We start from the raw sequence: 25,775 nt of genomic DNA, 5'->3' as shown, positions 1-25,775 counted from the left end.
GATGAAAAAAATTTTCAGATGTTCCAAAGGCTTAGATGAAGAGGGCGAATGACGAAACGGGGTTGGCCTGAACCGCGCCGAACGGAATAATGGCTCCTTTGTGTCCAGGAGTTAGCCCCTCATGTGGTTCCGCAATCTGCTCGTATATCGCCTCACCCAGGATCTGCAGATCGACGCCGATGCCCTGGAAAAGGCCCTGGCCAGCAAACCGGCGCGCTCCTGCGCCAGCCAGGAGCTGACTACCTATGGTTTCTCCGCCCCCTTCGGCAAGGGCCCGGACGCGCCGCTGGTTCACGCCAGCGAGGGTTTCTTCCTGATCAGTGCACGCAAGGAAGAGCGCATCCTCCCCGGCAGCGTGGTGCGTGACGCACTCAAGGAGAAGGTCGACGAGATCGAAGCCGCGCAGATGCGCAAGGTCTACAAGAAGGAACGCGACCAGCTCAAGGACGAAATCGTCCAGACCCTGCTGCCGCGCGCCTTCATCCGCCGTTCGGTGACCTTCGCCGCCATCGCCCCGAGCCTCGGCCTGATCCTGGTCGACACCTCCAGCGCGAAGAAGGCTGAAGATCTGCTGTCCACCCTGCGCGAGGCCCTGGGTTCGCTGCCGGTTCGCCCGCTGACCGTGAAGACCGCGCCGACCGCCACCCTGACCGACTGGGTGAAGACCCAGGAAGCCGCCGGCGACTTCTTCGTCCTCGACGAGTGCGAGCTGCGTGACACCCACGAAGACGGCGGCGTGGTGCGCTGCAAGCGCCAGGACCTGACCAGCGAGGAAATCCAGCTGCACCTGACCGCCGGCAAGCTGGTTACCCAGCTGTCCCTGGCCTGGTCGGACAAGCTGTCCTTCGTCCTCGACGACAAGGTCGCGATCAAGCGTCTTCGTTTCGAAGACATGCTGCAGGAGAAGGCGGAGCAGGACGGCGGCGAAGACGCCCTCGGCCAGCTCGACGCCAGCTTCACCCTGATGATGCTGACCTTCGCCGAGTTCATCCCGGCGCTGATCGAAGCGCTCGGCGGCGAGGCGATGCCCGAAGGCATCTGATGCCCCCTCAGGCGCCGCGCACACGCGGCGCCTGACAACACAATAAGGCCCACATAAAAAGAAGGACGGCCCATGCGTGCTCTCATCCTGCTCAGCCGCTTCATGGGCAACACTTTCGCCCTCTGGGTGCTGCTCTTCGCCATCCTGGCGTTCTTCGTTCCCTCCCTCTTCACCCCGTTCACCGTCGCCATCATCCCCATGCTCGGCGTGGTGATGTTCGGCATGGGCCTGACGCTCAAGGTCGAGGACTTCGCCGAAGTCGCCCGGCATCCCTGGCGTGTCACCCTCGGCGTCATCGCCCACTTCGTGATCATGCCCGGCATGGCCTGGCTGCTCTGCCAACTGATGCACCTGCCGCCGGAAATCGCCGTGGGCGTGATCCTGGTCGGCTGCTGCCCCAGCGGTACCGCTTCCAACGTGATGACCTGGCTCTCGCGCGGCGACCTGGCGCTTTCCGTGGCCATCGCCGGCGTGACCACCCTCCTCGCCCCGCTGCTGACACCGGCGCTGATCTGGCTGCTGGCCTCGGCCTGGCTGCCGGTCTCCTTCGGCGCGCTGTTCTGGTCGATCCTGCAGGTCGTCGTGGTCCCCATCGTGCTGGGCCTCGTGGCCCAGCGTGTGCTCGGCGCACGAGTACGCCATGTGGTGGACGTGCTGCCGCTGGTCTCGGTGGTCTCCATCGTGATCATCGTCGCCGCCGTGGTCGCGGCCAGCCAGGCGAAGATCGCCGAATCCGGCCTGCTGATCATGGCCGTGGTGATTCTGCACAACGGTTTCGGCTTCCTGCTCGGCTACTTCACCGCCAAGGTCTTCGGCCTGCCGCTGGCGCAGCGCAAATCACTGGCGCTGGAAGTTGGCATGCAGAACTCCGGCCTTGGCGCGGCCCTGGCCAGCGCGCACTTCTCGCCGCTGGCGGCCGTACCCAGCGCGCTGTTCAGCGTCTGGCACAACATTTCCGGCGCCACGCTTTCCACCTGGTTCCGTCGCATGACCGACGAGCCATCCGTCCAGAAAGAAGCCCCGCAATAGGGCAATCATCCGGCGCCGGGTTGCCCGGCGCACTGCTTTTGTGCAAAATAATGCACATTGTGAGGACGACCTCACCACCTTCCGGTGCTCCAGCGGGGACGGCCCTCCATTCCATCCACCGTCTGGAGAGCTCCATGTCCTGGATCATTCTGTTCGTCGCCGGCCTGTTCGAAGTGGGCTGGGCCGTCGGCCTGAAATACACCGAAGGTTTCACCCGACCGATACCGACCATTCTCACCGTGCTGGCGATCATCACCAGCATGGGCCTGCTGGGCCTGGCCATGAGAAATCTGCCGCTGGGCACCGCCTACGCGATCTGGACCGGCGTCGGCGCTGTCGGCACCGTGATCGTCGGGATCGTGCTGTTCGGCGAGTCCATGGCGCCAATGCGCATGCTCAGCGTCGCGCTGATTCTGTGCGGACTGGTCGGACTGAAAATGAGCCACTGACGCTGTATCGGTTCTCGATACCGGCGGGCTGTCGCTTTCCCGAAAATTTGTCGGTATGCTGCGGGCCACTGTGTTTGCTAGGGTCACTGTGGCTCGTGACCTGGTGGGGCCATTCCCCACCACCCGGCTTCGACTGCACCTTGCAACTCAGGACGAGCGCGGACCTTTTCCGCAAAACAATCTTCAATAGTTCAAGGTGTAATTCCATGTCCAATCGTCAGACCGGCACCGTCAAGTGGTTCAACGACGCTAAAGGCTTCGGTTTCATCACCCCGGAAAGCGGCAACGATGTGTTCGTTCACTTCCGCTCCATCCAGGGCAATGGCTTCAAGTCGCTGCAGGAAGGCCAGAAGGTCTCCTTCATCGTTGTTGAAGGCCAGAAAGGCCTGCAGGCTGACGAAGTTCAGGTTATCTGATCCTCGTCCTGCACCACGAAAAAGCCCCGGCAATGCCGGGGCTTTTTCTTTTCCGCCACCAGGCTCAGCGTACCGCGCCACGCAGCTCGGCCACCTGCTCCTGCAGCAGCAGGCGCCTGGCTTCTTCCGGCGCCACTGGCTGACCAGCCACCAGACAAACTCGCGACCACAGCCGACGGAAGAAGCCCTTGTGCGGGTCACGGCTGAAGAAGCTGCCCCACAACCCCTGTAGCGCCATCGGGATCACCGGCACCGGCGTTTCCTTGATGATGCGCTCCACGCCGCCGCGGAACTCGTTCATCTCTCCGTCCAGGGTCAGCATGCCCTCGGGGAAGATGCATACCACCTCTCCTTCGCGCAGGTATTCGGCAACCCTGGCGAAAGCCTTTTCGTAGGTCTCCGGATCCTCGTTACGCCCGGCGATCGGCACCGCACCGGCCGTACGGAAGATGAAATTGAGCACCGGGATGCGGAAGATCTTGTAGTACATGACGAAGCGCACCGGGCGCCGCACCGACCCCGCAATCAGCAGCGCATCGACGAAGGATACGTGGTTGCACACCAGCACCGCCGGGCCTTCATCGGGGATGGCTTCGAGATTGCGATGATCCACCCGGTACATCGAGTGCGTCAGCAGCCAGACCAGGAAGCGCATGGTGAACTCGGGCACGATCTTGAAGATGTACACGTTCACCGCGACGTTCATCAGCGAGAGCACAAGAAACAGCTCGGGGATCGTCAGCTTCGCCACCGACAACAGCAGGATCGAGACAATCGCCGCCACCACCATGAACAGCGCGTTGAGGATGTTATTCGCCGCGATCACCCGCGCGCGCTTGTCTTCCTCGGTGCGCGCCTGGATCAGCGCATACAGCGGCACGATGTAGAAGCCGCCGAAGATGCCGATGCCGAGGATGTCGGCCAGCACCGCCCAGGACTGCGAATGCTCCAGCACGGCCAGCCAGTTGTAGGGCTGCTCGCCCTGCGGGAAGCCGCCCGAATGCCACCACAGGAGGATGCCGAACAGGCTCAAGCCGATGGAGCCAAAGGGCACCAGGCCGATCTCCACCTTCTTGCCGGAAAGCTTTTCGCAGAGCATCGAGCCCAGTGCGATACCCACCGAGAACACGGTGAGGATCAGTGTCACCACGCTCTCGTCGCCGTGCAGCAGCTCCTTGGCGTAGGTCGGGATCTGCGTCAGGTACACCGCGCCGAGGAACCAGAACCAGGAGTTGCCCACCAGCGAGCGCGACACCGCCGGGCGCTGGCGCAGGCCGAGCAGGAGGATGCTCCAGGACTGGCGGAAGATGTTCCAGTCGACCTTCAGGTCCGGCAGCGCGGCCGCCGCACGGGGAATTTTGCGACTGGCGAGGAAACCGCAGACAGCCACCAGCACCACGGCGATGCCGACGCCGGCTGCATAGTCCTGCCGCGACATCAGCACGCCGGCGCCGATGGTGCCGCAGAGGATGGCGAGGAAGGTGCCCATCTCCACCAGCGCGTTACCGCCCACCAGTTCGTCCTCGCGCAGGTGCTGCGGCAGGATCGAGTACTTCACCGGGCCGAACAGCGCCGAGTGCGTGCCCATGGCGAACAGCGCGAGGAACAGCAGCGGCAGGCTGCCGAACACGAAGCCCGCGGCGCCAACCGCCATGATCACGATCTCGGCCAGCTTCAGCGCGCGCATCAGCGCGTCCTTGTTGAATTTCTCGCCGAACTGGCCGCCCAGGGCGGAGAACAGGAAGAACGGCAGGATGAACAGCAGCGCGCAGAGGTTGACCAGCAGGTTGCGGTCACCGCCGACGGTGAGGTGGTAGAGGATCGCCAGGATCAGCGACTGCTTGAAGATGTTGTCGTTGAAGGCACCCAGCAGCTGGGTGATGAAGAAGGGCAGGAATCGCTTGGTGCCCAGCAGGGCGAATTGCGAGTGTTGAGACATCGTCCTTGTTTACCTGCGTAGCGGCCTTGAGCCGGAATGACAGCACGGATATGACGGCAACAGCGTGAAGAAAAGCCACATTTTCCGCACAAATCCATTCGAACGCCGTAATCCGTGCAAGAAAAAGCCCGTCGCGAAGGACGGGCTTTTCAATGAGCCGGGAAGACGTCAGAAGCCGACGCTGCCCTGCACGTAGAAAGTGCGCGGCTCGCCCAGGTAAATCCCGGCGTTGTTGTCGCTGGAACGGGTGTAGTTCATCTGATCGAAGATGTTCTTCACCCCGGCGGCGACCTTCAGGTTCGACGCCTGCGGGCCGAAGTCGTAGCCCACGCGGGCGTTCCACAGCACGTAGCCGGGGATGTCGCCGTACTGGCCATCGGCGCTCGGCTCGGTGATGTAGTTGCCGGTGAAGCTGCCGTTGGAGTTGGTGGTCGGGCCGGGCGCGCGCTGCCCCGACTGGGCGAAACCGTCGAAGTTGTAGGTCCAGCGGTCGTGCTCGTAGCGCAGGCCGATGGTTGCCACTTGGCGCGAGTAGAGCGGCAGATCACGGCCCTTGAACGAAGGGATCTCACCTTCGTAGGTAGCGCGGGTATACGTGAAGGTGCCATAGGCAGTCAGTCCGGCGAGTATCGGGTCCAGCGCAGCCATGTCGTAGTGCGCGGAGGTCTCGATGCCCTGGTGCTTGGTAGCGCCCAGGTTGGTCCAGCCCACGTCATTGCTGATGTACTGCAGCTCGTCGTCGAAGTCGATGTAGAACAGCGTGACTTCGCCACCCCAGGTGCCGTTGTCATAGCGCGTGCCCACTTCGTAGGTCTTCGCCTTCTCCGGCTGCAGGCCGCTGGCGGTGTCGTTGCCGCTGCCGCCCTGGCCGAGCTGGAAGTACTGCAGGCTGCCGAAGGAGGTCTCGTAGTTGGCGAACAGCTTCCACTCGTCCGACAGGTGATACATCACCGCCAGCGCCGGCAGCGGCTCGTTGTAGTCCTTGCTGCGGTTCTTCTCCTGGACCGGCTTGCCCTTGTTGTCGAGCACGGGGCGCTCGTGCCAGTCGGTGGAGATGCGCTCGAAGCGGATGCCCGGGGTGACGGTCCAGTTGCCCACGTCGATCTTGTCGTCGAGGTAGATGGAGTTCGCCTCGGTACCGCCTGTGCGGTCCTGGTAGGTGTGGCCGTCGGCGCCGGGGATCGGCGTCGGGATGTTGTTCACCAGGCCGACCTGGCTGGCGCGCTCGTGCATCGCCTCCTTCAGGTAGCGATAGCCGATGCTGGCTTCCTGGGTGGTCGGGCCGACCATGAAGATCTTCGACACGCGCGGCTCGATACCGAAGGTGTGGTAGTCGCGCGGGTAGGACGCCAGGGTCTTGAGGTCGCGGTTGGCAATGTTGCTGCCACGGAAGCTGTCGCTGTAGTAGGTCAGCACTTCGACCTGGGTGAGGTCGTCGATCTGCCGCTTGTACTTGAGCGAGACGTCCTTGCGACGACCGCTGAAGTTGTCGTAGTCGCGCACCGACTGGTACGGGTCCTTGTCGAACTGCGCCTGGGTCAGGCCGCCGGGCATGTCGGCGCTGCCGTCGTAGTAGTGGAAGTTGGCGGAGAACTCGTCGACATCGGTGGGCGCCCAGTGGGTCTTGAACATCACGTCGTCGATGTCGGTGGCGTCGTTGCTGTCGCGGTAGCCCGCGCCCTTCACGCCGGAATACAGCAGCGCAGCGCCCATGCCGTTGTCGGCGGTGCCGCCGAGGAAGGCGTTGTAGAGCTTCTTCCAGCCGCCGTGGGAAGCGGTTTCCACGGTGCTGCCGACGTCACCGGAGAATTCCTTGGGAATCGCCCGGGTGACGAAGTTGATCACCCCGCCGACGTTCTGCGGCCCATAGCGCACGGAACCGGCGCCACGCACGACATCGACGCTGTCGAGGTTGCCCACCGACAGCGGGAACATCGACAGCTGCGGCTGGCCGTAAGGTGCCACGGCGGCCGGGACGCCATCGATGAGCACGGTGGAGCGCGGCGACAGGCGCGAGGTCAGGCCGCGTACGCCGACGTTGAGGGAAACATCGCTGCCGCCGGTGCCGTTGTTGTCCTGCACCTGCACGCCGGGAATACCGCGCAGCACGTCGCGCACGTTCTGCGCGCCCTCTTCGATCATCTGCTCGCGGCGCACCACGGTGCGCGCGCCGGGGTGGTTCTGCACCACCTGCTGATCGGCCTCGCCGAGCCAGTCACCGACGACGGTGACGGTCTCCAGTTCCTTGGTGTCTTCTTCGGCCTGCGCCGGCAGCAGCGGCGTGGCCAGGGCAACGGCGATCGCCAGGCGCGACCACGAACGAACGTGCGACATGCTTCCCCCTCCCCGGGTACTTCGTGAAGGGGCGGCAAATTAAAACCGAATGTAAATTTTGTAAATGCAAATATATCGCAAATGAAAAAATATTCCGGTTGACTCAGATTCTCTTTTCGTCGTATCGAACGATCGCTCAATGGCGTGTCGATAAAAAGTCGGCACCCCATCAAGGGCAGGGTTCTTCAGGGGAATACGGCGGAAACGTCAGGCCTGGCGGAACGACCGTGCACAAGCCTGGCGATATTCGCCAGGGCCGACACCGTAGGCCTGCTTGAACTGCCGGCTGAGATGGCTCTGGTCGGCGAAGCCCAGTTGCATCGCCACGTTCACTGGCATGCAGCCCTGCTTGAGCAGCGCCCGCGCCTGCTCCAGCCGACGCTGCTTGAGCCAGGCATGGGGCGGCAGGCCGGTCGCCTTGCGGAACACGCGGGCGAAGTGGAAGGCAGACAGCCCGACGGCCGCGGCCAGTTCCTCCAGCGACGGCGGTTCCATCAACCGCGAGCCGAGCAGCTCGCGGGCCCGCGCTACCGCCACTGGTTCGTTGCCCGCGGGCGGCGCTTCAGGAATTCGCGCGTGACGCTGGAACAGCAACAGCAGCGCCTCGCGCCAGCAGGTCTGGCGCTGCAGAACAGTGGCGTCGGAATCCACCAACCGGTGCGCGGCGAACAGTGCCTGCACCAGTTCCGGATCATTCACCACGCTGGCATCGAAAGATGGCGTGCCACCCTTGCCCAGTTCAAGCTCCTCCAGCACTCCGGAAACCTGCGCCAGCTCCGGATAGAAACCGCGGTAGCGCCAGCCGGCCTCGTCGGCCTTGGAGCCGGTGTGGACCTCGTCGGGGTTGATCAGCACCACGCTGCCAGCCGGGGCAAAGTGCTCGGCGCCGCGATGGTGAAAGCGCTGCGCACCCTGCTCGATCATGACGAAGGCGAAGCCTTCATGGACGTGGGGCGAGAACACCTGCTCGATATAGCGCGCGTGCAGCAGCTCTACGCCGCCCAGCTCCTGGGCGCGCCAGAAGCGGGTGCGTTCGCCGCTTGCGTGGTCTTCTGCCATCTACCACTCCCGTCAAGGGACTCTTCGTATGCCGTGCCCTGCAGGCATATCAGCCATTACTGGAAAATGGCGTCCGGGCTTTCCCTCACCCCCGCCCTCTCCCAGAGGGAGAGGGAGGCGTCTGTGCCGGCTGACACGATAGTTTCCTCCTGCGCCGAACAGTCCCCTCTCCCTTGGGGAGAGGGTTAGGGTGAGGGGGCAAGCGGTGCAGAGTATCACTCAGCCGGCGAACCCAGCTTCCAGCGCAGCCTTCACCTGCGGCCATTCCTGGTCGGTGATGCTGTACAGGATGGTGTCGTCGAGCCGCCCGCCGGCCAGGCGCCGGTGGTTGCGCAGCACGCCCTCGCGCACGGCGCCGAGCTTCTCGATGGCGCGCTGGGAGCGTTCGTTGCTGGCGGCGGTCTTGAACTGCACGCGGACCATCTTCCAGCTGTCGAAGGCGTGGCGCAGCATCAGGTACTTCATGGTGGCGTTGAGGCCGCTGCCGTGCTGGCCCTGGTCCAGCCAGGTGGCGCCGATCTCGCAGGCCGGCAGCGCCGGGAGGAAGTCCATGAAGCGCGTGGTGCCGACGATCTGGTTGCCCAGGCGCACCACCAGCGGCAGGGCGCGGCCCTCGCGCTGATCGGCCAGGCCCTGGCGGTACCAGTCCGGGCGCCCCGGCGCACTCATGAACTGCAGGACGTCGCGGTTCTGTTCCGCCAGCGTCACCAGGTCCGGCACGTCGGCCTCCACCATCGGCTCCAGGCGCAGGGCCCCGCGCTGCAAGGTGATGGGTAACGGTCTGAACATGGCGCCCTCCTCGAAACACGACGCGAAATCTTCGCTCACATCAGAGCGTAGCGGCCCGGCGAAGTGCCGCGTACCCAGCCGGGCGCGACGGACGGACCGCGAAAAGCCCGGCAAGCTACCAGTACCGCGCCTGCCCCTCAAGTGAGAAGCGCGACACAGCGCCACTGAGACATTGGTAGCAGGCGTCTGACAGTTCCGGACTTTGGTGCGAAACTGCTGCCAGTGCTCCTGCGGGGGAGCCAGTTCATTTCCGGAGTCAGCATGTCGTTGTCCAGTGGGTTGATCGCAACGGTCGCCCTGCTCTACATGGCGGTCCTGTTCGCCATCGCGTTCTATGGCGACCGCCGTCGCGCCCCTCTTTCGCCGCGTGTCCGCGCCTGGGTCTACAGCCTCTCGCTGGCCGTGTACTGCACCAGCTGGACCTTCTTCGGCGCCGTCGGCCAGGCCGCCGACCAGTTGTGGTCGTTTCTGCCGATCTATGTCGGCCCCGTGCTGCTCATGCTCTTCGCGCCCTGGGTGCTGCAGAAGATGATCATGATCAGCAAGCAGGAGAACATCACCTCCATCGCCGACTTCATCGCCGCGCGCTACGGCAAGTCCCAGGCACTGGCGGTGGTGGTGGCGCTGATCTGCGTGGTCTGCGTGCTGCCCTACATCGCCCTGCAGCTCAAGGGCATCGTCCTCGGGGTGAACCTGCTGATCGGCGCCGGCCCCGACTCCACTGGCATCCGCGCCCAGGACACGGCGCTGATCGTGTCGCTGATCCTCGCGCTGTTCACCATCGTCTTCGGCACCCGCAACCTGGACGTCACCGAGCACCACCGCGGCATGGTGCTGGCGATCGCCTTCGAATCCCTGGTGAAGCTGACCGCCTTCCTCGCCGTCGGCATCTTCGTCACCTACGGCCTCTACGACGGCTTCGGCGACCTGCTGGACAAGGCCCGCGTCGCCCCGCAGCTCAACGAGTACTGGAAGGAAACCGTGCACTGGCCGGGCATGCTGCTGCAGACCGGCGTGGCGATGACCGCGATCATGTGCCTGCCGCGCCAGTTCCACGTGCTGGTGGTGGAAAACATCGAGCCGCGCGATCTGAACCTGGCGCGCTGGGTGTTCCCGATCTACCTGGTGCTGGCCGCGCTGTTCGTGGTGCCCATCGCCCTCGCCGGGCAGATGCACCTGCCGGCTGGCGTCATGCCGGACTCCTTCGTGATCAGCCTGCCGCTGGCCGAAGCCCACCCGGCACTGGCGCTGCTGGCCTTCATCGGCGGCGCCTCGGCGGCCACCGGCATGGTGATCGTCGCCAGCGTGGCGCTGTCCACCATGGTCTCCAACGACATGTTGCTGCCCTGGCTGCTGCGCCGCAAAGGCGAGGCCGAGCAGCCTTTCGAGGTGTTCCGCCACTGGCTGCTGACCGTGCGCCGGGTGAGCATCGCGCTGATCCTCCTGCTGGCCTATGTCAGCTACCGCCTGCTGGGCTCCACCGCGAGCCTGGCCACCATCGGCCAGATCGCCTTCGCCGCCATCGCCCAGCTGGGCCCGGCAATGATCGGCGCGCTGTACTGGAAGCAGGCCAACCGCCGCGGCGTGTTCGCCGGCCTCGCCGCTGGCTCCTTCCTCTGGGCCTATACCCTGGTGCTGCCGGTCGTCGCCAAGGGCCTGGGCTGGCCGCTGGAAACCTTCCCCGGCCTGGCCTGGCTCGCCGGCCGCCCGTTCGGCCTGTCCATCGAGCCGCTGACCCTGGGCGTACTGCTCTCGCTGATCGGCAACTTCGCGCTGTTCGGGCTGGTCTCGGTGTTCTCCCGCACCCGCGTCTCGGAGCACTGGCAGGCCAGCCGCTTCATCGGCCAGGAAATCTCCCAGAAGCTCAGCTCGCGCTCGATGCTCGCCGTGCAGCTGGAAGACCTGCTGATGCTCGCCGCCCGCTTCGTCGGCGAGGAACGTGCGCGGCAGAGCTTCATCCGCTTCGCCTACCGCCAGGGCAAGGGCTTCACCCCCAGCCAGAACGCCAACGACGAGTGGATCGCCCACACCGAACGCCTGCTCGCCGGCGTGCTCGGCGCCTCTTCTGCGCGCGCCGTGGTGAAGGCCGCCATCGAAGGCCGCGAGATGCAGGTGGAGGACGTGGTGAAGATCGCCGACGAAGCCTCCGAGGTGCTGCAGTTCAACCGCGCGCTGCTGCAGGGCGCGATCGAGAACATCACCCAGGGCATCAGCGTGGTCGACCAGTCGCTGCGCCTGGTGGCCTGGAACCACCGCTACATCGAACTGTTCGAGTACCCGGACGGGCTGATCTACGTCGGCCGCCCCATTGCCGACATCATCCGCTACAACGCCGAGCGCAACCTCTGCGGGCCGGGCGACCCGGACCTGCACGTCGCCAAGCGACTGTACTGGATGCGCCAGGGCACGCCGCACACCTCCGAACGGCTGTTCCCCAACGGCCGGGTGATCGAGCTGATCGGCAACCCGATGCCCGGCGGCGGCTTCGTCATGAGCTTCACCGACATCACCAACTACCGCGACGCCGAGCAGGGCCTGAAGGACGCCAACGAAGGCCTGGAGCAGCGCGTGCAAGAGCGCACCTTCGAGCTGTCGCAGCTCAATCAGGCCCTCACCGAGGCCAAGGGTACGGCCGAGGCGGCCAACCAGTCGAAGTCGCGTTTCCTCGCCGCGGTGAGTCATGACCTGATGCAGCCGCTGAATGCCGCTCGACTGTTCTCCGCCGCCCTCGCCCATCAGGAAAAACTGCCCGAGGAAGCCACCGAACTGGTGCGCCACCTGGACTCCTCGTTGCGCTCGGCGGAAGACCTGATCACCGACCTGCTGGACATCTCGCGCCTGGAAGGCGGCCGCGTCAGCGCCGACGTCGCGGCCTTCCCGCTGAGCAACCTGTACGACACCCTCGGCGTAGAATTCCGCGTACTGGCCCAGGAGCACGGCATCGACTTCCACGTACGCGGCAGCAAGCTGCGCGTGGAAAGCGACATCAAGTTGCTGCGCCGCGTGCTGCAGAACTTCCTCACCAATGCCTTCCGCTACGCCAAGGGTCACGTGTTGCTTGGTGTACGCCGCGAGGCCGGGCACCTGCGCCTGGAAGTCTGGGACCACGGCCCCGGCATCCCACCGGACAAGCTGCAGGTGATCTTCGAGGAATTCAAACGCCTGGACAGCCACCAGACCCGCGCCGAGAAGGGCCTGGGCCTGGGCCTGGCCATCGCCGACCGGCTGTGCAAGGTGCTCGACCATCGCCTGGAAGTCCGTTCCTGGCCGGGCAAGGGCAGCGTGTTCAGCGTCAGCGTACCGCTGGCTCGCCAACCTGCCCCGGCGCCACTGAACGGGCACAAGGTGGAAACCCCGGAACAGCTCAACGGCGCGCAGGTGCTCTGCGTCGACAATGAAGACAGCATTCTCACCGGCATGAACAGCCTGCTGACCCGCTGGGGCTGCCGCGTGCTCACCGCACGCAGCCGCGAAGAATGCCAGGCCCTGCTCGACGGCGACGCGCGCCCGCAACTGGCGCTGATCGACTACCACCTGGACGACGGCGAGCTGGGCACTGACCTCATGGCCTGGCTGCGCACTCGCCTGGGCGAGCCGGTGCCGGGCGTGGTGATCAGCGCGGACGCCCGCCCCGAACTGGTGGCGCAGATCCATGCGGCTGGGTTGGACTTCCTGCCCAAGCCGGTGAAGCCAGCGGCGCTGCGGGCGTTGTTGAGTCGGCATCTGAGCCTGAGATAAGTCCGCCCGCCGTTCGTTCGCAGCGGCGGCGGTTCGCGCGGTTCGCGCGGTTCGCGAGCAAGCTCGCTCCTACAAAAAACGCTCCAAAGTCAGCATTGACTGTAGGAGCGAGCTTGCTCGCGAACCCGCCCAACGCCGGCAGCCAGCGATACTTCAAACCACCCTCCCCCGCCACTGCAACAACACCACCCCGGCAATGATCAGCCCGATGGCCAGATAGCCTTCGGGCGACAACCGCCGCACCGAAAAACCGGCCCAGCCGAACTGGTCGCACAGCGCCGACATCAGCATCTGCCCCGCCACCACGCAGGCGAGGAAGGTTGCCGCGCCCAGCTGCGGCGCCAGCATCACCGCCACCGTCAGATACGCCGCACCGAACAGCCCACCCAGCCAGCCCCACCAGGGCGTGGTGGCGATTCCGGCGGCGGCCGGGAGCGGTACGCGGAACGCCAGCAACGCAACGATCACCGCCGCCAGGCTGACACCCAGCGAGGTCAGGCTGGCACTCAGCGGATGACCCAATTGGCGCCCCAGCAGCGAGTTGCTGCCGGCCTGCAAGGCAACCAGAGCGCCCACGCCAATGGCAGGCAATAGCAGAAGCAGTTTCGACATCGAAGATTCTCCATGGCTTGTCGATGGGGCTCAGCTTCTGCTATCCATCCAGCGCATGGAAATGAATGATTGGTACAGCCTGAATGCACTCGATTCATGACTTGCGCCGCATCGACCTCAACCTGCTGGTGATCCTCGATGCCCTTCTGGAAGAGCGCCATGTCTCCCGCGCCGCCGAGCGGCTGGCGATGACCCAGCCGGCGGTGAGCCACGCGCTGAACCGCCTGCGCGACCTGCTGGATGACCCGCTGCTGGTGCGCGCCGGCAACCAGATGCAACTGACCCGCCGCGCCTTCGAGCTGGCCGGCCCGCTGCGGGAAATCCTCGGTGGCGTACGTCGGCTGGTGCTGGGCGATGATTTCGATCCGGCCAGCGCCGAGCTGGAGCTGCGCCTGGGCATGTCCGACTACGGCGCCTGGGTGGTGTTGCCGACGCTGCTGCCGGTCCTGCGCCGCGAGGCGCCGGGCATTCACCTGGACGTCCGCCAGGCTTCGCGCGGGGGCATGGCCGAGCAGGTGGCGAGCGGCGAACTGGATGGCGCCCTCGGGGTCTTCCCGATGCTGCCGGAAGGGCTGCGCGTGCAGCGCCTGTTCGAGGAACGCTTTGTCTGCCTGTGCTCAAGCGAAACCCTGGGCGGCCGCAAGCGCCTGGACCTCGACGCCTACCTCGCCGCTCCGCACCTGCGGGTCGCCCTGCAGCAGAGCCCGGCGGAAGAGATCGACAGTCATCTGGAAAAACTCGGCCGGCGCCGTCAGGTGGCCTCCACCGTGCCGCATTTCAGCGTGGCGCCCAGCCTGTTGGCGGGCACCGACCTGGTGCTGACGATTGCTGCGCGGATGCTTCCGGAGGATCTCGAAAGCCACGGCCTGGCCAGCTTCGAGCCGCCGCTGAAACTGGCACCGTTCGATTTCGTGCAAATCTGGTCGGAGGCCAGCGAGGATGACCCGGCGCGACGCTGGCTGCGTGGCAGGCTGGCCCAGGCAGCCAGCTGACTGCTTATTCCGGAGTTTCCAGGCGACGGAGGATTTCCCCGACGCGCTCGCCGAGCATCTCGTTGGCCGAGCGCTTCAGGCCTCGCGCCAGCTCCACCAGCACCACCTGTTCGGCCACCGGCCGCAGGCGCTGGAAGACTTCGGCCAGGCGCTCCAGATCGGCCGCGCCGGGCAGCAGATCGGCACCGGGCTTGTCCACCAGGTGGGTCACCACCAGGCGCACGATGCCGGCGGCCAAGTGTTCCGTATCACTGCGCAATACAGCCAGATGATCCAGCAACGACGCCAACGGAATACCCGCACGGTAGAGTTCGACACCGGCATTGAACAGACGCGGACTGGGAATGCTGATGCGCTCGCCATCGAACGCCAGCAGCCCTTGCGCCAGCGCCTGGTCGATCACGGCGTCGTTCAGCTCATCGCCAAACAGCGCCTGCAGGTCGCTGAACTCGATGCTGCCGGGCGATTCCAGGTTCCATGGCCCGACGATGGCTTCGTCGAGGCCGAGCACATGGTCCAGGTCATGGCCGCTTTCCCAGCTCTGCAGCAGCTCCTTGATATTGGCGATGTTGTAGCCGCGTTCCAGCAGGCGGTTGATCAGCCGCAGGCGGCGCAGGTGGCTGGCGAAATACACCCCGGCGCGGCCCCGGCGCTCGGGCGGCGGCAACAGGCCGCGATCCTGGTAGGCGCGCAGGTTGCGTACCGTGGTGCCGCCCTCGCGGGCCAGTTCATCCACGGAATACTCGCGCTCGTCTTCCAGCGCGGAAGGCGCGTCGTCCGGGCGCTGCAGCAGGCGCTGCAGGAGGTTCAGGGGTGTGCTCATGGCCGGATGATAGCCATCGACATGCCCGCGGAACAATCGGAAGGATTAATCCTTCGGTGATCCCCTTCTCATCCCCGAGGCCCAACCAAAGACGGGAACTGCACCCACCGGATTCCCCGCTCCCGCCCACAACCCGCGCCGCCAGCGGCTCTCCGCTCCGGTAACACTCCAGGCCCGCCACGCACGCATGGCGCAATGGCAGCCGATGGGTCAGCATCGATCGTGACATCGCTCGATGTAACGATAACAACAACCAGCCTGGAGAAAGTCATGTCCCAAGGCGCCTGGGTGCCCACCCCCGAAGACCTGCGGCACTTCCGCGAGATTCAGCAACTGGCCTACCGCTGCTGCGAAACCATTGCCGGCGAGCTGCGCCCGGGCATCAGCGAGCGCGAGACCGCCGCATTGATGAAGACCTGGCTGCTCGATCACGGCGTGCGCGACTGGTTCCACCAACCCTTCGCCTGGTTCGGCACCCGCACTTCCTTCAAGGGCTTCGACGGCCTGCGCCACCTGGGCGGCTTCAACCTGGCCTTCTACCCCGGCAAGCAGCGTCTGGAGGAAGGCATGCCCTTCATCCTCGACTGCGCACCGACCCTGGGCGCCTACACCGCCGACGTCGGCTACTCCGGCGCACTGGGCCACAACCTGCTGGTGGAGCGCCTGATGGACGACCTGCTGGCACACCGCAACCTGATCGTCGAACAAGTGCGCCAGCGCCTGCCTCTGGCCGAGGTCAGCCAGTCGGTGGACCGCCTCTGCCACCGCCAGGGCACCCTGCCGCGGCACAAGGCCTATCCCTTCGAAGTGCTGGCGCACCGCGTGGAAAAACTTGGCGCGCGCAACACCGGCCCGTCGGTCGCGCGCTTTGGCGTGCGCAACATCGCCACCCTGATGAAGAACGCCCTGATCACCGGCCGCCGCGAGGGCTGGTCGCCGCTGTGGTCGAGCAATGATCGTTCGCAACATGCGCCCACGCCGGGCCTCTGGGCCGTCGAGCCGCACCTGGGCCTGCGCGGCGTGGGCGCCAAGTTCGAGGAGCTGCTGGTGGTCACCGAGGACGACGCCTATTGGCTCGACGACGACCTGCCCCACGTGCGCCGCTGGACCGAGCGAGGCCTGATCAGCGCCCCGGCGCGGCGGGAGGTGGCATGAACGCCATGCTGGAGAAGACCCTGCCGGCGCCGGAACGGCTGGACGTGCAGTCCGGCAACGTACGCCTGGCCGTCTGGCGCTGGGGCGAGGCGCACCTGCCGATGGTGTTGTTCGTCCACGGCTACCCGGACAACCATGAAACCTGGCTGCCGCTGATCCGCCACCTCTCGGGGCGCTTCCAACTGGTGGCCTACGACGTGCGCGGCGCCGGCGAATCGGACAAGCCGCGCAAGACCCGCGACTACCGCCTGGAACTTCTCAGCCAGGACCTCAAGGCCGTGCTCGATGCCGTCAGCCCGCAGCGCGCGGTGCATCTGGTGGCCCACGACTGGGGCTCGATCCAGACCTGGGAAAGCGTCACCGATCCACAACTTCGCGCCCGCATCGCGTCCTATACCAGTGTCTCCGGCCCCTGCCTGGACCACGTCGGTTTCTGGATGCGCGATCGCCTGCGCCGCAAGACGCCGCGCGCGCTGCTGCAGATGGCCAGCCAGCTGCTGCATTCCTGGTACATCTACTACTTCCACCTGCCGCTGCTGCCATCGCTGTCCTGGCGGTTCGGCGCGGCGAAGGCGTGGCCGCAGTACCTGCGCAAGGTCGAAGGCATCCGCAACCCGGTGTGCAACCCGCACCAGGCCAGCGATGGCGAGCACGGCGTGAAGCTCTACCGGGCCAACTTCATCACCTCGATCTTCAAGCCGCGCAAGCGCCACACCGAGGTGCCGGTACAACTCATCGTGCCGACCCGCGACCGCTACGTCGGCCAGCAACTCTTCCAGCAGCTCTCGCTGTGGGCGCCACGCCTGTGGCGCCGCGATGTCACTGCCGGCCACTGGCAACTACTCGCCGAACCGACCCGGCTGGGCAAGTGGATCGACGAATTCGTCAGCCACATCGAGGGCGGCGAAGCCACCCCGGAGCTGCAGCGCGCGGCACTGAAACCCGGCGCCGGCCCCTTTGCCGGCAAGCTGGTGGTGGTCACTGGCGCGGGCGGCGGTATCGGTCGTTCGACCCTGCTGAGCTTCGCCGAACGCGGCGCCAGCGTGCTGGCCGCAGACATCGACCCGGCCGCTGCCGAACGTAGTGCCGAGCTGGCCCGCGCGGTCGGCGCCACGGCTCGCAGCTATTGCGTGGATGTGGGCGACAGCGCCGCCATGGAGCGCTTCGCGCAGTGGGTGAAGAGCAGCCTCGGCGTGCCCGACGTGGTGGTCAGCAACGCCGGCATCGGCATGGCCGGGCCGATGCTCAAGACCACCCCGCAGGAATGGGAGCGCCTGCTGCGCATCAACCTGTGGAGCGTGATCGACGGCTGCCGGCTGTTCGGCAAGCAGATGGTCGAGGCCGGCAAGCCGGGGCACCTGGTCAACGTTGCCTCCGGCGTGGCTTTCGCGCCATCACGCAACTATCCGGCCTACGCCACCAGCAAGGCCGCAGTGCTGATGCTCAGCGAGTGCCTGCGCGCCGAACTGGCGGGCCATGGCATCGGCGTCAGCGCGGCCTGCCCGGGCTTCGTCGACACCGGCATCGTCCAGGCCACGCGCTTCGCCGGCCTGGATGACGAACAACAGGCGAAACACCGCGCCAAGGTGCAGCGCTTCTACCGTCGGCGCCGGCTCAGCCCGGACACCGTCGGCGAACGCATCACCCGCGCGGTGGAACGCAACCAGCCGGTGGTGAAAGTCGGCAGCGAAGTGCACCTGGGCGCCCTGCAATGGCGCTTCATGCCTTGGCTGTCGCGCCTGTTCGCCCGCCTTAATCTCACTGCCTGAGAACTGCCATGAACGATCATCATCACAAGCTCGTGCAACGCAAGGTGCAGTTCGACTACACCGATTCGCCGCTGCACTGGATTCCCGGCGAGCCCGAGGCGTCCCACGCGATCAATGTCATCCACATGATGCTGCCGGCGGGCGAACTGTGGTTCTGCCGGCTGTACAACAAGGCCCTGCCCTTCGTGAAGGAAGGCCGGCTGCGCGAGGACGTGCAGGGCTTCATCCGCCAGGAAGCCATGCACGCCCGCGCCCACTCGGGTGCCTTGGAGCGCTACCTGAGCCACCACGGCATCGACTCCACGCGCTATCTGAAAGTCATGGACTACCTGTTCGAACAGCTGCTCAGCGACACGCCGCTGGGTATCGAACTGTTCAATCGCACTCCCTGGCTCAAGCGCTGGTGGATCGGCCAGCGCTGCGCCATCGTCGCGGCGGTGGAGCACTTCACCTGCATCCTCGGCAAGTGGATTCTCGAAGCCGATGCGCTGGACCGCGCCAAGGCCGATCCGGTGCTGCTCGACCTTTTCCGCTGGCACGGCGCCGAGGAAGTGGAGCACCGCAATGTCGCCCATGACCTGCACGTGCATCTGGGCGGCACCTTCGTCAGCCGGCAGCTGTGGATGTTCGTGGTGTGGCCGCTGATCATCTATCTGTTCGCCTTCGGCACCCGCACCCTGTCGCGGCAGGACCCGACCATCGCCAAACCACGCTCCTTCGCCGCGATCTGGCGCGATGGTTCGAAGTCTGGCGTGCTGCCGAAGATCAGCTCCCTGGCCACCAGCTTCCTGCGCTACTTCAAGCCCTGGTACCACCCGGACCACGAGGCCAACACCCAGGAAGCCCTGGACTACCTGGCCCGCTCGCCGGCCGCCAGCCGGGCCGCGCGCGCTTCATAGGGCCTGTCGGCGCGCCCGCGCAGTGGATGCGCGGCGCACGTCAATCGCATACTGCGGCATCCGTTATTGGACTCAAGGATGCCGCCGTATGCCGATGGGAACCTATCCGCTTCACCCCGCCCTTTCCTCCCGTGTGGAGCGCCTGCCGGAGCAGGTGGACGTGGTCATCGCCGGCAGCGGCATCATGGGCTGCGCCACCGCCTGGCAGCTCGCCGGCCAGGGCCTGAGCGTACTGGTGCTGGACAAGGCCGGGATCGCCAGCCAGCAATCCACCCGCGCCTGGGGCTTCGTCCGCCAGCAGGCGCGCGATCCGGCGGAGGTGCCGTTGATGATGGCGGCGATCCCGCTGTGGGAACGCCTGGAAGAGGAGCTGCAACTGCCGCTGGAATGGCGCCAGGGCGGCTGCCTGTACCTGGCCGAAACACCCGAGCAGCAGCGCAAGTACGAAGACTGGCTGAAGGTCGCCGCCAACTTCGGCCTCGGCACCCGGCTGCTGGGCCGCGCGGAAGTCGCGCAGCTGATGCCGGCGTTGAGCGATCCCGCCCTGGGCGCCCTGTACACCGCCAATGACGGCCAGGCCGAGCCGCGACGCGTGGCGCCCGGCTATGCGCTGCGTGCCATTGAGCGTGGCGCCATGTTCGTCGAAGGCTGCGGCGTCACCGGCATCGACCGCGCCGCCGGCGCCGTCTGCGGCGTACAGACCGAACGCGGCTATGTGAAAACCCGACACCTGCTGATCTGCGCGGGCGCCAGCAGTTGGCGCCTGGTGCAGAGCCTCGGCCTGGAACTGCCGCAACAGGCCGTACGTTGCACCGTTTCGCGCACCAGCCCCGGCCCGGACGTTGGCGCTCAAAGCTTCATCGGCCACGGCATCGGCTTCCGCCAGCGTGCCGATGGCAGCATCAACCTCGCTGACGAAACCCAGGCCGACATCGACCTGAACCTCGACTACCTGCGCGGCGCCAAATACTACCTGCCGCACCTGCCGGAGCATCGTGCGGGCTTCTCCTTCAAGCTCAACGGCGCATTGTTCCACGACTTGCGCCAGCGCCTGCCCGGTTCGGAAAGGAGCGTGAACGGCCCAGTACTCGGCGAGCGCGATCCACAGGTAAAGGCAAACACCGCGCGTGTCTTCACGGCACAGCAGAATCTGGCGAAGGCCTTCCCGGCACTACGCAATGTGAAAGTCGTGGAAAGCTGGGCGGGACTGATCGACGTGCTGCCCGATGGCATTCCGGTGCTCGATGCACCCGCGCAAGTACCCGGACTGCTGATCGCCACGGGCTTCTGCGGCCACGGCTTCGCCATGGGGCCGATCGTCGGCCAGTTGATGAGCCAGTGGATACACAGGGGCGATCCCGGAATGGACCTGCACGCCTTCCGGCTGCAGCGATTCGCCGATGGCACGGCGGGCAAGCCCTACTCCCTGTTCTGACGGAGCGCATACGCCCCACCGCGGAAACAACGCTGGGCTCTTCGTAGGAGCGAGCTTGCTCGCGAACAGGCCCCGTCGGCCATGGATGTGTACGAGAGATAGGGGTTCGCGAGCAAGCTCGCTCCTACAGGTCCGTTTGCAAGCCGGGCCTACTCGCCCTCTTCCACCAGCGGCGCATCGTCACTCAATGCCCGCTCCAGCCACTCCGACGGCAGGTTCTTGCTCGCCCGCGCACCCAGCAGTTTTACCTGCTCGGCGCGGCTGATCAGGTTGCCGCGCCCTTCGCAGAGCTTGTTGCGCGCAGCGGCGTAGGTCTTGTCCAACTGCTGCAGGCGGGTCCCCATCTCATCCAGGTCCTGCACGAAGAGCACGAACTTGTCGTACAGCGCCCCGGCGCGCTCGGCGATCTCGCGGGCGTTCTGGTTCTGCCGCTCCTGGCGCCACAGGCTGTCGATCACCCGCAGCGTGGCCAGCAGGGTGGTCGGGCTGACGATCACGATGTTGCGCTCGAAGGCCTCCTGGAACAGGTTCGGCTCGGCCTGCAGCGCCGCCGAAAAAGCCGCTTCGATTGGCATGAACAGCAGCACGAAGTCGAGGCTGTGCAGCCCTTCCAGGCGTCGGTAATCCTTGCCGGACAGCCCCTTCACATGGTTGCGCAGTGACAGCACATGGGCCTTGAGAGCCTGCTGGCGGATCACCTCGTCCTCGGCGGCAATGAACTGCTGGTAAGCCGTCAGGCTGACCTTCGCGTCCACCACCACCTGCTTGTCGCCGGGCAGGCGGATCAGCACATCCGGCTGGAAGCGCTCGCCATCCGGCGCGCGTAGGCTGACCTGGGTTTCGTACTCACGGCCCTTCTCCAGGCCGGCATGCTCCAGCACGCGCTCCAGCACCAGCTCGCCCCAGTTGCCCTGGGTCTTCTGGCCCTTCAGCGCGCGGGTCAGGTTGGTGGCCTCTTCACCCAGGCGCAGGTTCAACTGCTGCAGGCGCTCCAGCTCCTTGGTCAGAGAGAAACGCTCCCGAGCCTCGGCCTGGTAGCTCTCCTCCACACGTTTCTCGAAGGACTGGATGCGTTCCTTGAGCGGGTCGAGCAACTGTCCGAGACGCTGCTGGCTCGACTCGGCAAAACGCTGTTCGCGCTCGTCGAAGATCTTCCCGGCCAGCTCGGCAAATTGCGCCCGCAGATCGTCTCGCGCCGATTGCAGGTCGCCCAGGCGTTGCTGGTGATTGTCCTGCTGCTCGCGCAGCTCGGCAGAGAGCGCCGCGTGCTCGGCGGAAAGACGGCGCAGCTCGGTTTCCTTGTCGGCGCGCTCGGCCTGCCAGTCCTGCTCGGCGTTACCCAGGCGGGCCCGCTCTTCCTTGCCCAGTTCAACTTCGCGGCGTAGCGCCGCCGCCTCGGCGGAGAGTTCGCCATGCCGGCCACTCAAGCGCTGGAAAGCATCGCGATCCGCCTCAGCCCGCGCGGACAGCCCGTCCTGAGCCAGTTGCGCCGTCGCCAGCCGCTCGCGCAGCAGGGTCGCCTCCTGCTCCACCTCCACCCTTCGCGCTTGCAGACGCCAGGCAAGCGCGGCCATGGGCAGCAATCCGGCGAGCGCACCGATCAACAGGGCGGACAGATCGAGGGGCATGCAGGACTCCGAGGTGTGGCAAAGGATCGCGCCAGTCTAACAGCCGCTCGCCGGGAGCGGCCTCGTCCGCCGTAAAGGCCCTGGGACAAGGCTCCTGAGCAAGCGCTCGGGACAATCCACAGAAGCTGTGGATAACTCGGTGGAGAACTTGCTGAAAACAGCCCATACCCCCAGTGAACTGGGGCCGTGTGACAGATTGGTGATTTTTTCACCAATCAAAATTCTCCTTATTTTTCAATAAGTTAAAAAACGCAAGGAAATTCAGGGGGTGGCCAAGTGCAATGTTTCGGGGGCTTGACAGAGTGCGTCAGCATTGTGCACAAGTGCGCGCCACGCAGCAGCCGACCGCCCCGTTTCAGGGCAGTGGATAAGAAGTGTTCTCAGGCAGGCAGTGCTTGCTGCCGGGCACTGCACAGGCCGGAAGGTCCGTTTTCCGACGCCGATGCCCGGCAAACTTCAGGCGATCTGAACCTGGCGCCGCGGCACACGCTGCGGCCGGATGATGCGAGGTGGTTCGGGAAGCTGAATCGCCAACTGCTCCGCGGCGCAGACCCGCGCATAAATACGCTCGGCCGAACTGCGGCTCTTGCAGTCATAGAAGAATTGATTGAGGTACACACGCCAGCGACGATCGTCGCTGGGATGGACGGCTATCCGTATATCCATGGTCTGGCACTCCCTGCTTGGCCATCCCGAAACATACACCGCACAACATGACGCGTAAGTGGCGAAACGATGAACGGTCAGGCCGGATGGGGCAGCCTGCCGTCCACCAGGTACTGTTCGCGCCGGTAGATGCGTGGGCTGTCGGGCACCTGGGCATGCTTGAAGGCGACATACTCCGAAGTCGTCTCGCAGAGCCAGGGCATCAGGTTGCGCGGGCGTTTCTCGGTAAAGGCCGAAGGCACGAACAACGCCACATTGATGCCCCCCTGCGGGCAACGCGCCGAACGATATTCGAAAGCCTCCACCCCCGCATCGCGCATCGCACTGCCCATCCCCTGCGTCACGCTGTAATCCTGTGGATCGAGCAGGGCCGCGTGCTCGCGGAACGGCGGCAGGTGCAGCCGCACTCCCTTCTGCACCTGGAAGCGTGCCTCGAAGGAGGCGTGCTCGGAAAGGATCCGTCCACTGGGCGGCGGCGTGGCCATCCCCTCCCACAGCACGAAGCGGTAGAACGCCGATTCCGCCATCGCCGTTTCCAGCTTGAGCGCGCCGTAGAACAGGCTCGGCTCATGCCGCCGGCCGAAGCGCGAGCCCCAGCGCAGCGGCGGGTAGCGAAACGGTGTCTTCAGCAGGTAATGCAGCGGCTCGGCGCTGGGCGGCATGCGCGGCTTGCTGGTTTCCAGCAACTCTTCCAGCAGTGCCTGCTCTTCCAGAGTGTCCACCAGTTGCAGCGTCGCCACCTGGCCCTGGCTCTCCACCAGTCGCACCAGACGCCCACGGATGGGAGCGACGACCGAGTCCTCATACTTCGCCCACAGGCGAGCGCCGGCTTCGAAGGACATTCAGACCTTGCCCCGGATGGCGTCCAGGTACTCGACCACTGCGACCAGCCCCTGCACCCGCTCCATCAACTGCAGCGGCACGCCGCCCAGGTGGCGGTTCTCGGTGCGCAGGAAGTGGCGCATGTCCTCATGATTACCGCCAAACAGAGCGAACAGCGCGCGGTAGATGCGCACCAGCAGCAACGCCAGCTCGCCGGTCTTGCTGTCCACGCGCAGGCCATTCTGCTTCCAGCGGCTCACCGCGCTGCGGTCCACACCGACGATGGCAGCCAGCTCCTGCTGTGTCATCGCCAGGTGCTCGCGGGCAGTCAACACCGCCTTCGCGAGGACGGTATCGGCAGCCGGGTTTTCCTTCAGCAGTGCGCTCATGGCAAAGCTCCAACAAGTGCATTTGCTGCAAACATATCACCAAATGCTGTAACCACACAAAGACTGCAGTGCGGTAAAAGTCACCTGCCGCTCGCCCCCGACAGCCCCGTATCAAAGCGCTGACAAAGCGGAGAATTTCTTTACCGAACATTTACTTAGGCTTGGCATTCATTGACCCGACGACGCGGTCTCATGAAGCACCCGGATCGTCCGGGAGATGAAAGCAGGAGCCACGCACCGGCAACGCCGGCTGCGCCAGGAGAAACACCATGAAGAAGTCTGTCGCCCTGTTCTGTGCCGCCCTGATGCTCGGCAGCCCGCTGGCGAGTTTCGCCCAGCCGGGGGGCGGCCCGGACAATGGCCCGAACCATCCGGACAATCGACCGCCGCAACAACAGCAGCGGCCGCCCCAGCAGCAGCAACGATCGGACCAGCAACAGCAGCCTCACGGCAACTACAACCAGGGGCGCAATGGCCACGCGGATCCGCGTTACTACAGGAACCCGGACTACCGCCCTCAGGCCGGCATGCCCGTGCCCCACCGCGACTGGCGCCGCGGCGTGATCGTGGAGCCGAACTATCGCGGCGACCGCTACTGGGTCACCGACTGGCAAGCGCGCCACCTGTACGCACCGCCGCACGACCATCGCTGGCTGTACGTGAACGGCGACTACATCCTGGTAGCGATCGCCAGCGGCTTGATCGTCAACATCCTGGCCGGCTATTGATCTACTTCAGGCACTGGCGCTGAGCATCGAGCCGGCGCCACTGCCACCGGCCCTGCGGATCGCCTCGGCCAACGCCGCGGCGGTCTGCTGCATGGCTGCGCTGGTACTGGCGATGCGGCTCTGCAGGGCCATCAGCGCCGCGGTGCGCTCGGCATCCGAGGAATAGTGACGCTTCTGTGCGTCGGCCAGCTCCCGCTGCTCCTGCTGCAACTGCTTCTGCAATTCCTTCAGGCGCTTCTGCAATTGCTCAACGGTGGTGCTGGCTTTGCCGGAACTGGCGGAGCTGCTGCTCTTCTCGCTTTGCGCCGTTCCGCCGGCCTGCAGACGCGGGCTGCCGGAGCTTTCATTGGCGCTGTCGGCCTGCGTATCAGTGGTAGTTGAGGTGGCAACGCGTAGCTGACTGGCGAAAGCCTGGTTCGCCGAGGTAATCGAAAGGCTCATGCCGGATGTCCTTTGTACCGGGAGTTCAGCCGCTCTATCGGCTGCTGCCGGAAAATCTTGAAAGCGCCTTCGCAGGACTGGGCAAAGGCCCTAGGATAGGCGGCTTTATTTCCAGCCTGCCGCCATGGACAAGAAACGCGTCTACCAACTGATCCTCGCTCGCCTCACCGAAGACCTGGAGGTTGCCGTGCGCGCCGCCCAGACGGCCCACGAGACCGCGACCCACGAGGAAAACATCGCCGAGAACAAGTACGATACCCTCGGCCTGGAAGCGGCCTACCTCGCCGCAGGCCAATCACGTCGCGTGGAAGAAATCCGCCAGGCCCTCTCGCTGTTCGAGAACCTTCAATTGCGCGATTTCGACGAGGAACAGGGCATCCAGGCCAGTGCCCTGGTACAACTGATCAACGAGCGCGACCAGCAGCGCTGGGTATTCCTCGGCCCGGACGGAGCCGGCCTCAAGGTGCAGCACGAAGGCACCGAAATCCTGGTCATCACCACCCGCGCCCCACTGGGCAGCGCCCTGCTTCAGCGTCACCCCGGCGATGAAGTCGAAGTGGGAACCGGCAGCGCACGCCAACGCTATGAAATCCTCGACGTCTGTTGACGCTTGCGCCCTGC

At 65.4% G+C, this 25,775-nt stretch carries 22 protein-coding genes and 1 pseudogene; 12 read left to right on the top strand and 11 right to left on the bottom strand.

Annotated features, from left to right (window positions below; all coding sequences use genetic code 11):
- Positions 1-121: 121 nt before the first annotated feature.
- From rdgC to G4G71_RS10610, 4 genes are all read left to right on the top strand, one after another.
- Entirely contained in the window at positions 122-1,042 is a 921-nt protein-coding gene (gene rdgC / locus G4G71_RS10625; protein WP_169937434.1) for a recombination-associated protein RdgC, read from the top strand.
- A gap of 72 nt (positions 1,043-1,114) precedes the next feature.
- Positions 1,115-2,071 (top strand): bile acid:sodium symporter family protein, encoded by a 957-nt coding sequence (locus G4G71_RS10620; protein ID WP_169937432.1) that lies wholly within the window; start codon positions 1,115-1,117, stop codon positions 2,069-2,071.
- Positions 2,072-2,205: 134 nt separating this feature from the next.
- Positions 2,206-2,520 (top strand): quaternary ammonium compound efflux SMR transporter SugE, encoded by a 315-nt coding sequence (gene sugE, locus G4G71_RS10615; RefSeq protein WP_169937429.1) that lies wholly within the window; start codon positions 2,206-2,208, stop codon positions 2,518-2,520.
- A 206-nt stretch (positions 2,521-2,726) separates the two neighbouring features.
- On the top strand, positions 2,727-2,936 hold the full coding sequence (locus G4G71_RS10610; protein ID WP_015478234.1) for a cold-shock protein: 210 nt from the start codon (positions 2,727-2,729) through the stop codon (positions 2,934-2,936).
- 64 nt (positions 2,937-3,000) lie between these two features.
- Here the strand turns inward: G4G71_RS10610 and G4G71_RS10605 are convergent, their stop codons facing one another.
- From G4G71_RS10605 to G4G71_RS10590, 4 genes and pseudogenes are all read right to left on the bottom strand, one after another.
- Positions 3,001-4,875 (bottom strand): MFS transporter, encoded by a 1,875-nt coding sequence (locus G4G71_RS10605; protein WP_169937427.1) that lies wholly within the window; start codon positions 4,873-4,875, stop codon positions 3,001-3,003.
- Between the two features lie 168 nt (positions 4,876-5,043).
- Positions 5,044-7,209: a TonB-dependent receptor family protein gene (locus G4G71_RS10600; RefSeq protein ID WP_169937425.1), complete on the bottom strand. Its 2,166-nt coding sequence runs from the start codon at positions 7,207-7,209 to the stop codon at positions 5,044-5,046.
- Between the two features lie 207 nt (positions 7,210-7,416).
- Positions 7,417-8,268, bottom strand: coding sequence for a helix-turn-helix transcriptional regulator (locus G4G71_RS10595; protein WP_169937423.1), 852 nt, complete (start codon positions 8,266-8,268; stop codon positions 7,417-7,419).
- Positions 8,269-8,487: 219 nt separating this feature from the next.
- Positions 8,488-9,086 (bottom strand): annotated as a pseudogene (locus G4G71_RS10590) (GNAT family N-acetyltransferase).
- A 232-nt stretch (positions 9,087-9,318) separates the two neighbouring features.
- Here G4G71_RS10590 and G4G71_RS10585 point away from each other — a divergent pair.
- Complete coding sequence (locus G4G71_RS10585; protein ID WP_169937419.1) at positions 9,319-12,795, top strand: PAS domain-containing hybrid sensor histidine kinase/response regulator; 3,477 nt, start codon at positions 9,319-9,321, stop codon at positions 12,793-12,795.
- 153 nt (positions 12,796-12,948) lie between these two features.
- On the opposite strand, the gene G4G71_RS10580 is transcribed toward G4G71_RS10585, so the two are convergent.
- Positions 12,949-13,407: a DMT family transporter gene (locus G4G71_RS10580; RefSeq protein WP_169937417.1), complete on the bottom strand. Its 459-nt coding sequence runs from the start codon at positions 13,405-13,407 to the stop codon at positions 12,949-12,951.
- 83 nt (positions 13,408-13,490) lie between these two features.
- On the opposite strand from G4G71_RS10580, the gene G4G71_RS10575 reads away from it, so the two are divergent.
- Positions 13,491-14,399, top strand: coding sequence for a LysR family transcriptional regulator (locus G4G71_RS10575; protein WP_169937414.1), 909 nt, complete (start codon positions 13,491-13,493; stop codon positions 14,397-14,399).
- Positions 14,400-14,403: 4 nt separating this feature from the next.
- On the opposite strand, the gene G4G71_RS10570 is transcribed toward G4G71_RS10575, so the two are convergent.
- Positions 14,404-15,222, bottom strand: coding sequence for a MerR family transcriptional regulator (locus tag G4G71_RS10570; protein ID WP_240964903.1), 819 nt, complete (start codon positions 15,220-15,222; stop codon positions 14,404-14,406).
- A gap of 270 nt (positions 15,223-15,492) precedes the next feature.
- Here G4G71_RS10570 and G4G71_RS10565 point away from each other — a divergent pair, with 270 nt between their 5' ends.
- The 4 genes from G4G71_RS10565 to G4G71_RS10550 all read left to right on the top strand — a co-directional run bounded on the left by G4G71_RS10565 (position 15,493) and on the right by G4G71_RS10550 (position 20,480).
- Positions 15,493-16,377 (top strand): M24 family metallopeptidase, encoded by an 885-nt coding sequence (locus G4G71_RS10565; protein WP_169937412.1) that lies wholly within the window; start codon positions 15,493-15,495, stop codon positions 16,375-16,377.
- Entirely contained in the window at positions 16,374-18,146 is a 1,773-nt protein-coding gene (locus G4G71_RS10560) for an SDR family oxidoreductase (protein ID WP_169937409.1), read from the top strand. The genes G4G71_RS10565 and G4G71_RS10560 overlap by 4 nt, the downstream gene beginning before the upstream one ends.
- A gap of 8 nt (positions 18,147-18,154) precedes the next feature.
- Positions 18,155-19,045 carry a metal-dependent hydrolase gene (locus G4G71_RS10555; RefSeq protein ID WP_045210331.1) on the top strand — a complete coding sequence of 297 codons (891 nt, stop codon included), beginning with the start codon at positions 18,155-18,157 and terminating at the stop codon, positions 19,043-19,045.
- Positions 19,046-19,133: 88 nt separating this feature from the next.
- Positions 19,134-20,480 carry an NAD(P)/FAD-dependent oxidoreductase gene (locus G4G71_RS10550; protein WP_169937407.1) on the top strand — a complete coding sequence of 449 codons (1,347 nt, stop codon included), beginning with the start codon at positions 19,134-19,136 and terminating at the stop codon, positions 20,478-20,480.
- Positions 20,481-20,629: 149 nt separating this feature from the next.
- Here the strand turns inward: G4G71_RS10550 and G4G71_RS10545 are convergent, their stop codons facing one another.
- The 4 genes from G4G71_RS10545 to G4G71_RS10530 all read right to left on the bottom strand — a co-directional run bounded on the left by G4G71_RS10545 (position 20,630) and on the right by G4G71_RS10530 (position 23,985).
- Positions 20,630-21,994: a DNA recombination protein RmuC gene (locus tag G4G71_RS10545; protein WP_169942607.1), complete on the bottom strand. Its 1,365-nt coding sequence runs from the start codon at positions 21,992-21,994 to the stop codon at positions 20,630-20,632.
- A gap of 570 nt (positions 21,995-22,564) precedes the next feature.
- Complete coding sequence (locus tag G4G71_RS10540) at positions 22,565-22,774, bottom strand: hypothetical protein (RefSeq protein ID WP_169937405.1); 210 nt, start codon at positions 22,772-22,774, stop codon at positions 22,565-22,567.
- A 77-nt stretch (positions 22,775-22,851) separates the two neighbouring features.
- Positions 22,852-23,616: an RES family NAD+ phosphorylase gene (locus G4G71_RS10535; protein WP_169937403.1), complete on the bottom strand. Its 765-nt coding sequence runs from the start codon at positions 23,614-23,616 to the stop codon at positions 22,852-22,854.
- Positions 23,617-23,985, bottom strand: a complete 369-nt coding sequence (locus G4G71_RS10530; RefSeq protein ID WP_024763405.1) for an MbcA/ParS/Xre antitoxin family protein — start codon at positions 23,983-23,985, stop codon at positions 23,617-23,619. It lies immediately after the preceding gene.
- A gap of 269 nt (positions 23,986-24,254) precedes the next feature.
- Here G4G71_RS10530 and G4G71_RS10525 point away from each other — a divergent pair, with 269 nt between their 5' ends.
- Complete coding sequence (locus tag G4G71_RS10525; protein WP_169937400.1) at positions 24,255-24,713, top strand: RcnB family protein; 459 nt, start codon at positions 24,255-24,257, stop codon at positions 24,711-24,713.
- Between the two features lie 6 nt (positions 24,714-24,719).
- On the opposite strand, the gene G4G71_RS10520 is transcribed toward G4G71_RS10525, so the two are convergent.
- On the bottom strand, positions 24,720-25,154 hold the full coding sequence (locus G4G71_RS10520) for a hypothetical protein (protein ID WP_169937398.1): 435 nt from the start codon (positions 25,152-25,154) through the stop codon (positions 24,720-24,722).
- A 124-nt stretch (positions 25,155-25,278) separates the two neighbouring features.
- Between G4G71_RS10520 and G4G71_RS10515 the strand changes: the two genes are divergently transcribed.
- The gene (locus tag G4G71_RS10515; protein WP_169937396.1) at positions 25,279-25,761 is read left to right on the top strand and encodes a GreA/GreB family elongation factor; all 483 of its coding nucleotides are present in this window, start codon (positions 25,279-25,281) and stop codon (positions 25,759-25,761) included.
- Positions 25,762-25,775: the final 14 nt, after the last annotated feature.

The sequence above is a fragment of the Pseudomonas multiresinivorans genome, from assembly GCF_012971725.1.
GTDB lineage: Bacteria > Pseudomonadota > Gammaproteobacteria > Pseudomonadales > Pseudomonadaceae > Pseudomonas > Pseudomonas multiresinivorans.
Note: the sequence above shows the minus strand (reverse complement) of the source record. Positions and strands in the feature narration are given on the sequence as shown.

Excerpts from the sequence above, each read along its gene's own strand:
- G4G71_RS10570 (WP_240964903.1), bottom strand. The coding sequence starts at position 15,222 with ATGAGCACACCCCTGAACCTCCTGCAGCGCCTGCTGCAGCGCCCGGAC.
- G4G71_RS10525 (WP_169937400.1), top strand. The coding sequence starts at position 24,255 with ATGAAGAAGTCTGTCGCCCTGTTCTGTGCCGCCCTGATGCTCGGCAGC.
- G4G71_RS10600 (WP_169937425.1), bottom strand. The coding sequence starts at position 7,209 with ATGTCGCACGTTCGTTCGTGGTCGCGCCTGGCGATCGCCGTTGCCCTG.
- G4G71_RS10620 (WP_169937432.1), top strand. The coding sequence starts at position 1,115 with ATGCGTGCTCTCATCCTGCTCAGCCGCTTCATGGGCAACACTTTCGCC.
- G4G71_RS10605 (WP_169937427.1), bottom strand. The coding sequence starts at position 4,875 with ATGTCTCAACACTCGCAATTCGCCCTGCTGGGCACCAAGCGATTCCTG.
- G4G71_RS10585 (WP_169937419.1), top strand. The coding sequence starts at position 9,319 with ATGTCGTTGTCCAGTGGGTTGATCGCAACGGTCGCCCTGCTCTACATG.
- sugE (WP_169937429.1), top strand. The coding sequence starts at position 2,206 with ATGTCCTGGATCATTCTGTTCGTCGCCGGCCTGTTCGAAGTGGGCTGG.
- G4G71_RS10560 (WP_169937409.1), top strand. The coding sequence starts at position 16,374 with ATGAACGCCATGCTGGAGAAGACCCTGCCGGCGCCGGAACGGCTGGAC.
- G4G71_RS10595 (WP_169937423.1), bottom strand. The coding sequence starts at position 8,268 with ATGGCAGAAGACCACGCAAGCGGCGAACGCACCCGCTTCTGGCGCGCC.
- G4G71_RS10520 (WP_169937398.1), bottom strand. The coding sequence starts at position 25,154 with ATGAGCCTTTCGATTACCTCGGCGAACCAGGCTTTCGCCAGTCAGCTA.
- G4G71_RS10580 (WP_169937417.1), bottom strand. The coding sequence starts at position 13,407 with ATGTCGAAACTGCTTCTGCTATTGCCTGCCATTGGCGTGGGCGCTCTG.
- rdgC (WP_169937434.1), top strand. The coding sequence starts at position 122 with ATGTGGTTCCGCAATCTGCTCGTATATCGCCTCACCCAGGATCTGCAG.
- G4G71_RS10550 (WP_169937407.1), top strand. The coding sequence starts at position 19,134 with ATGCCGATGGGAACCTATCCGCTTCACCCCGCCCTTTCCTCCCGTGTG.
- G4G71_RS10575 (WP_169937414.1), top strand. The coding sequence starts at position 13,491 with ATGCACTCGATTCATGACTTGCGCCGCATCGACCTCAACCTGCTGGTG.
- G4G71_RS10530 (WP_024763405.1), bottom strand. The coding sequence starts at position 23,985 with ATGAGCGCACTGCTGAAGGAAAACCCGGCTGCCGATACCGTCCTCGCG.
- G4G71_RS10565 (WP_169937412.1), top strand. The coding sequence starts at position 15,493 with ATGTCCCAAGGCGCCTGGGTGCCCACCCCCGAAGACCTGCGGCACTTC.
- G4G71_RS10535 (WP_169937403.1), bottom strand. The coding sequence starts at position 23,616 with ATGTCCTTCGAAGCCGGCGCTCGCCTGTGGGCGAAGTATGAGGACTCG.
- G4G71_RS10610 (WP_015478234.1), top strand. The coding sequence starts at position 2,727 with ATGTCCAATCGTCAGACCGGCACCGTCAAGTGGTTCAACGACGCTAAA.
- G4G71_RS10555 (WP_045210331.1), top strand. The coding sequence starts at position 18,155 with ATGAACGATCATCATCACAAGCTCGTGCAACGCAAGGTGCAGTTCGAC.
- G4G71_RS10515 (WP_169937396.1), top strand. The coding sequence starts at position 25,279 with ATGGACAAGAAACGCGTCTACCAACTGATCCTCGCTCGCCTCACCGAA.
- G4G71_RS10540 (WP_169937405.1), bottom strand. The coding sequence starts at position 22,774 with ATGGATATACGGATAGCCGTCCATCCCAGCGACGATCGTCGCTGGCGT.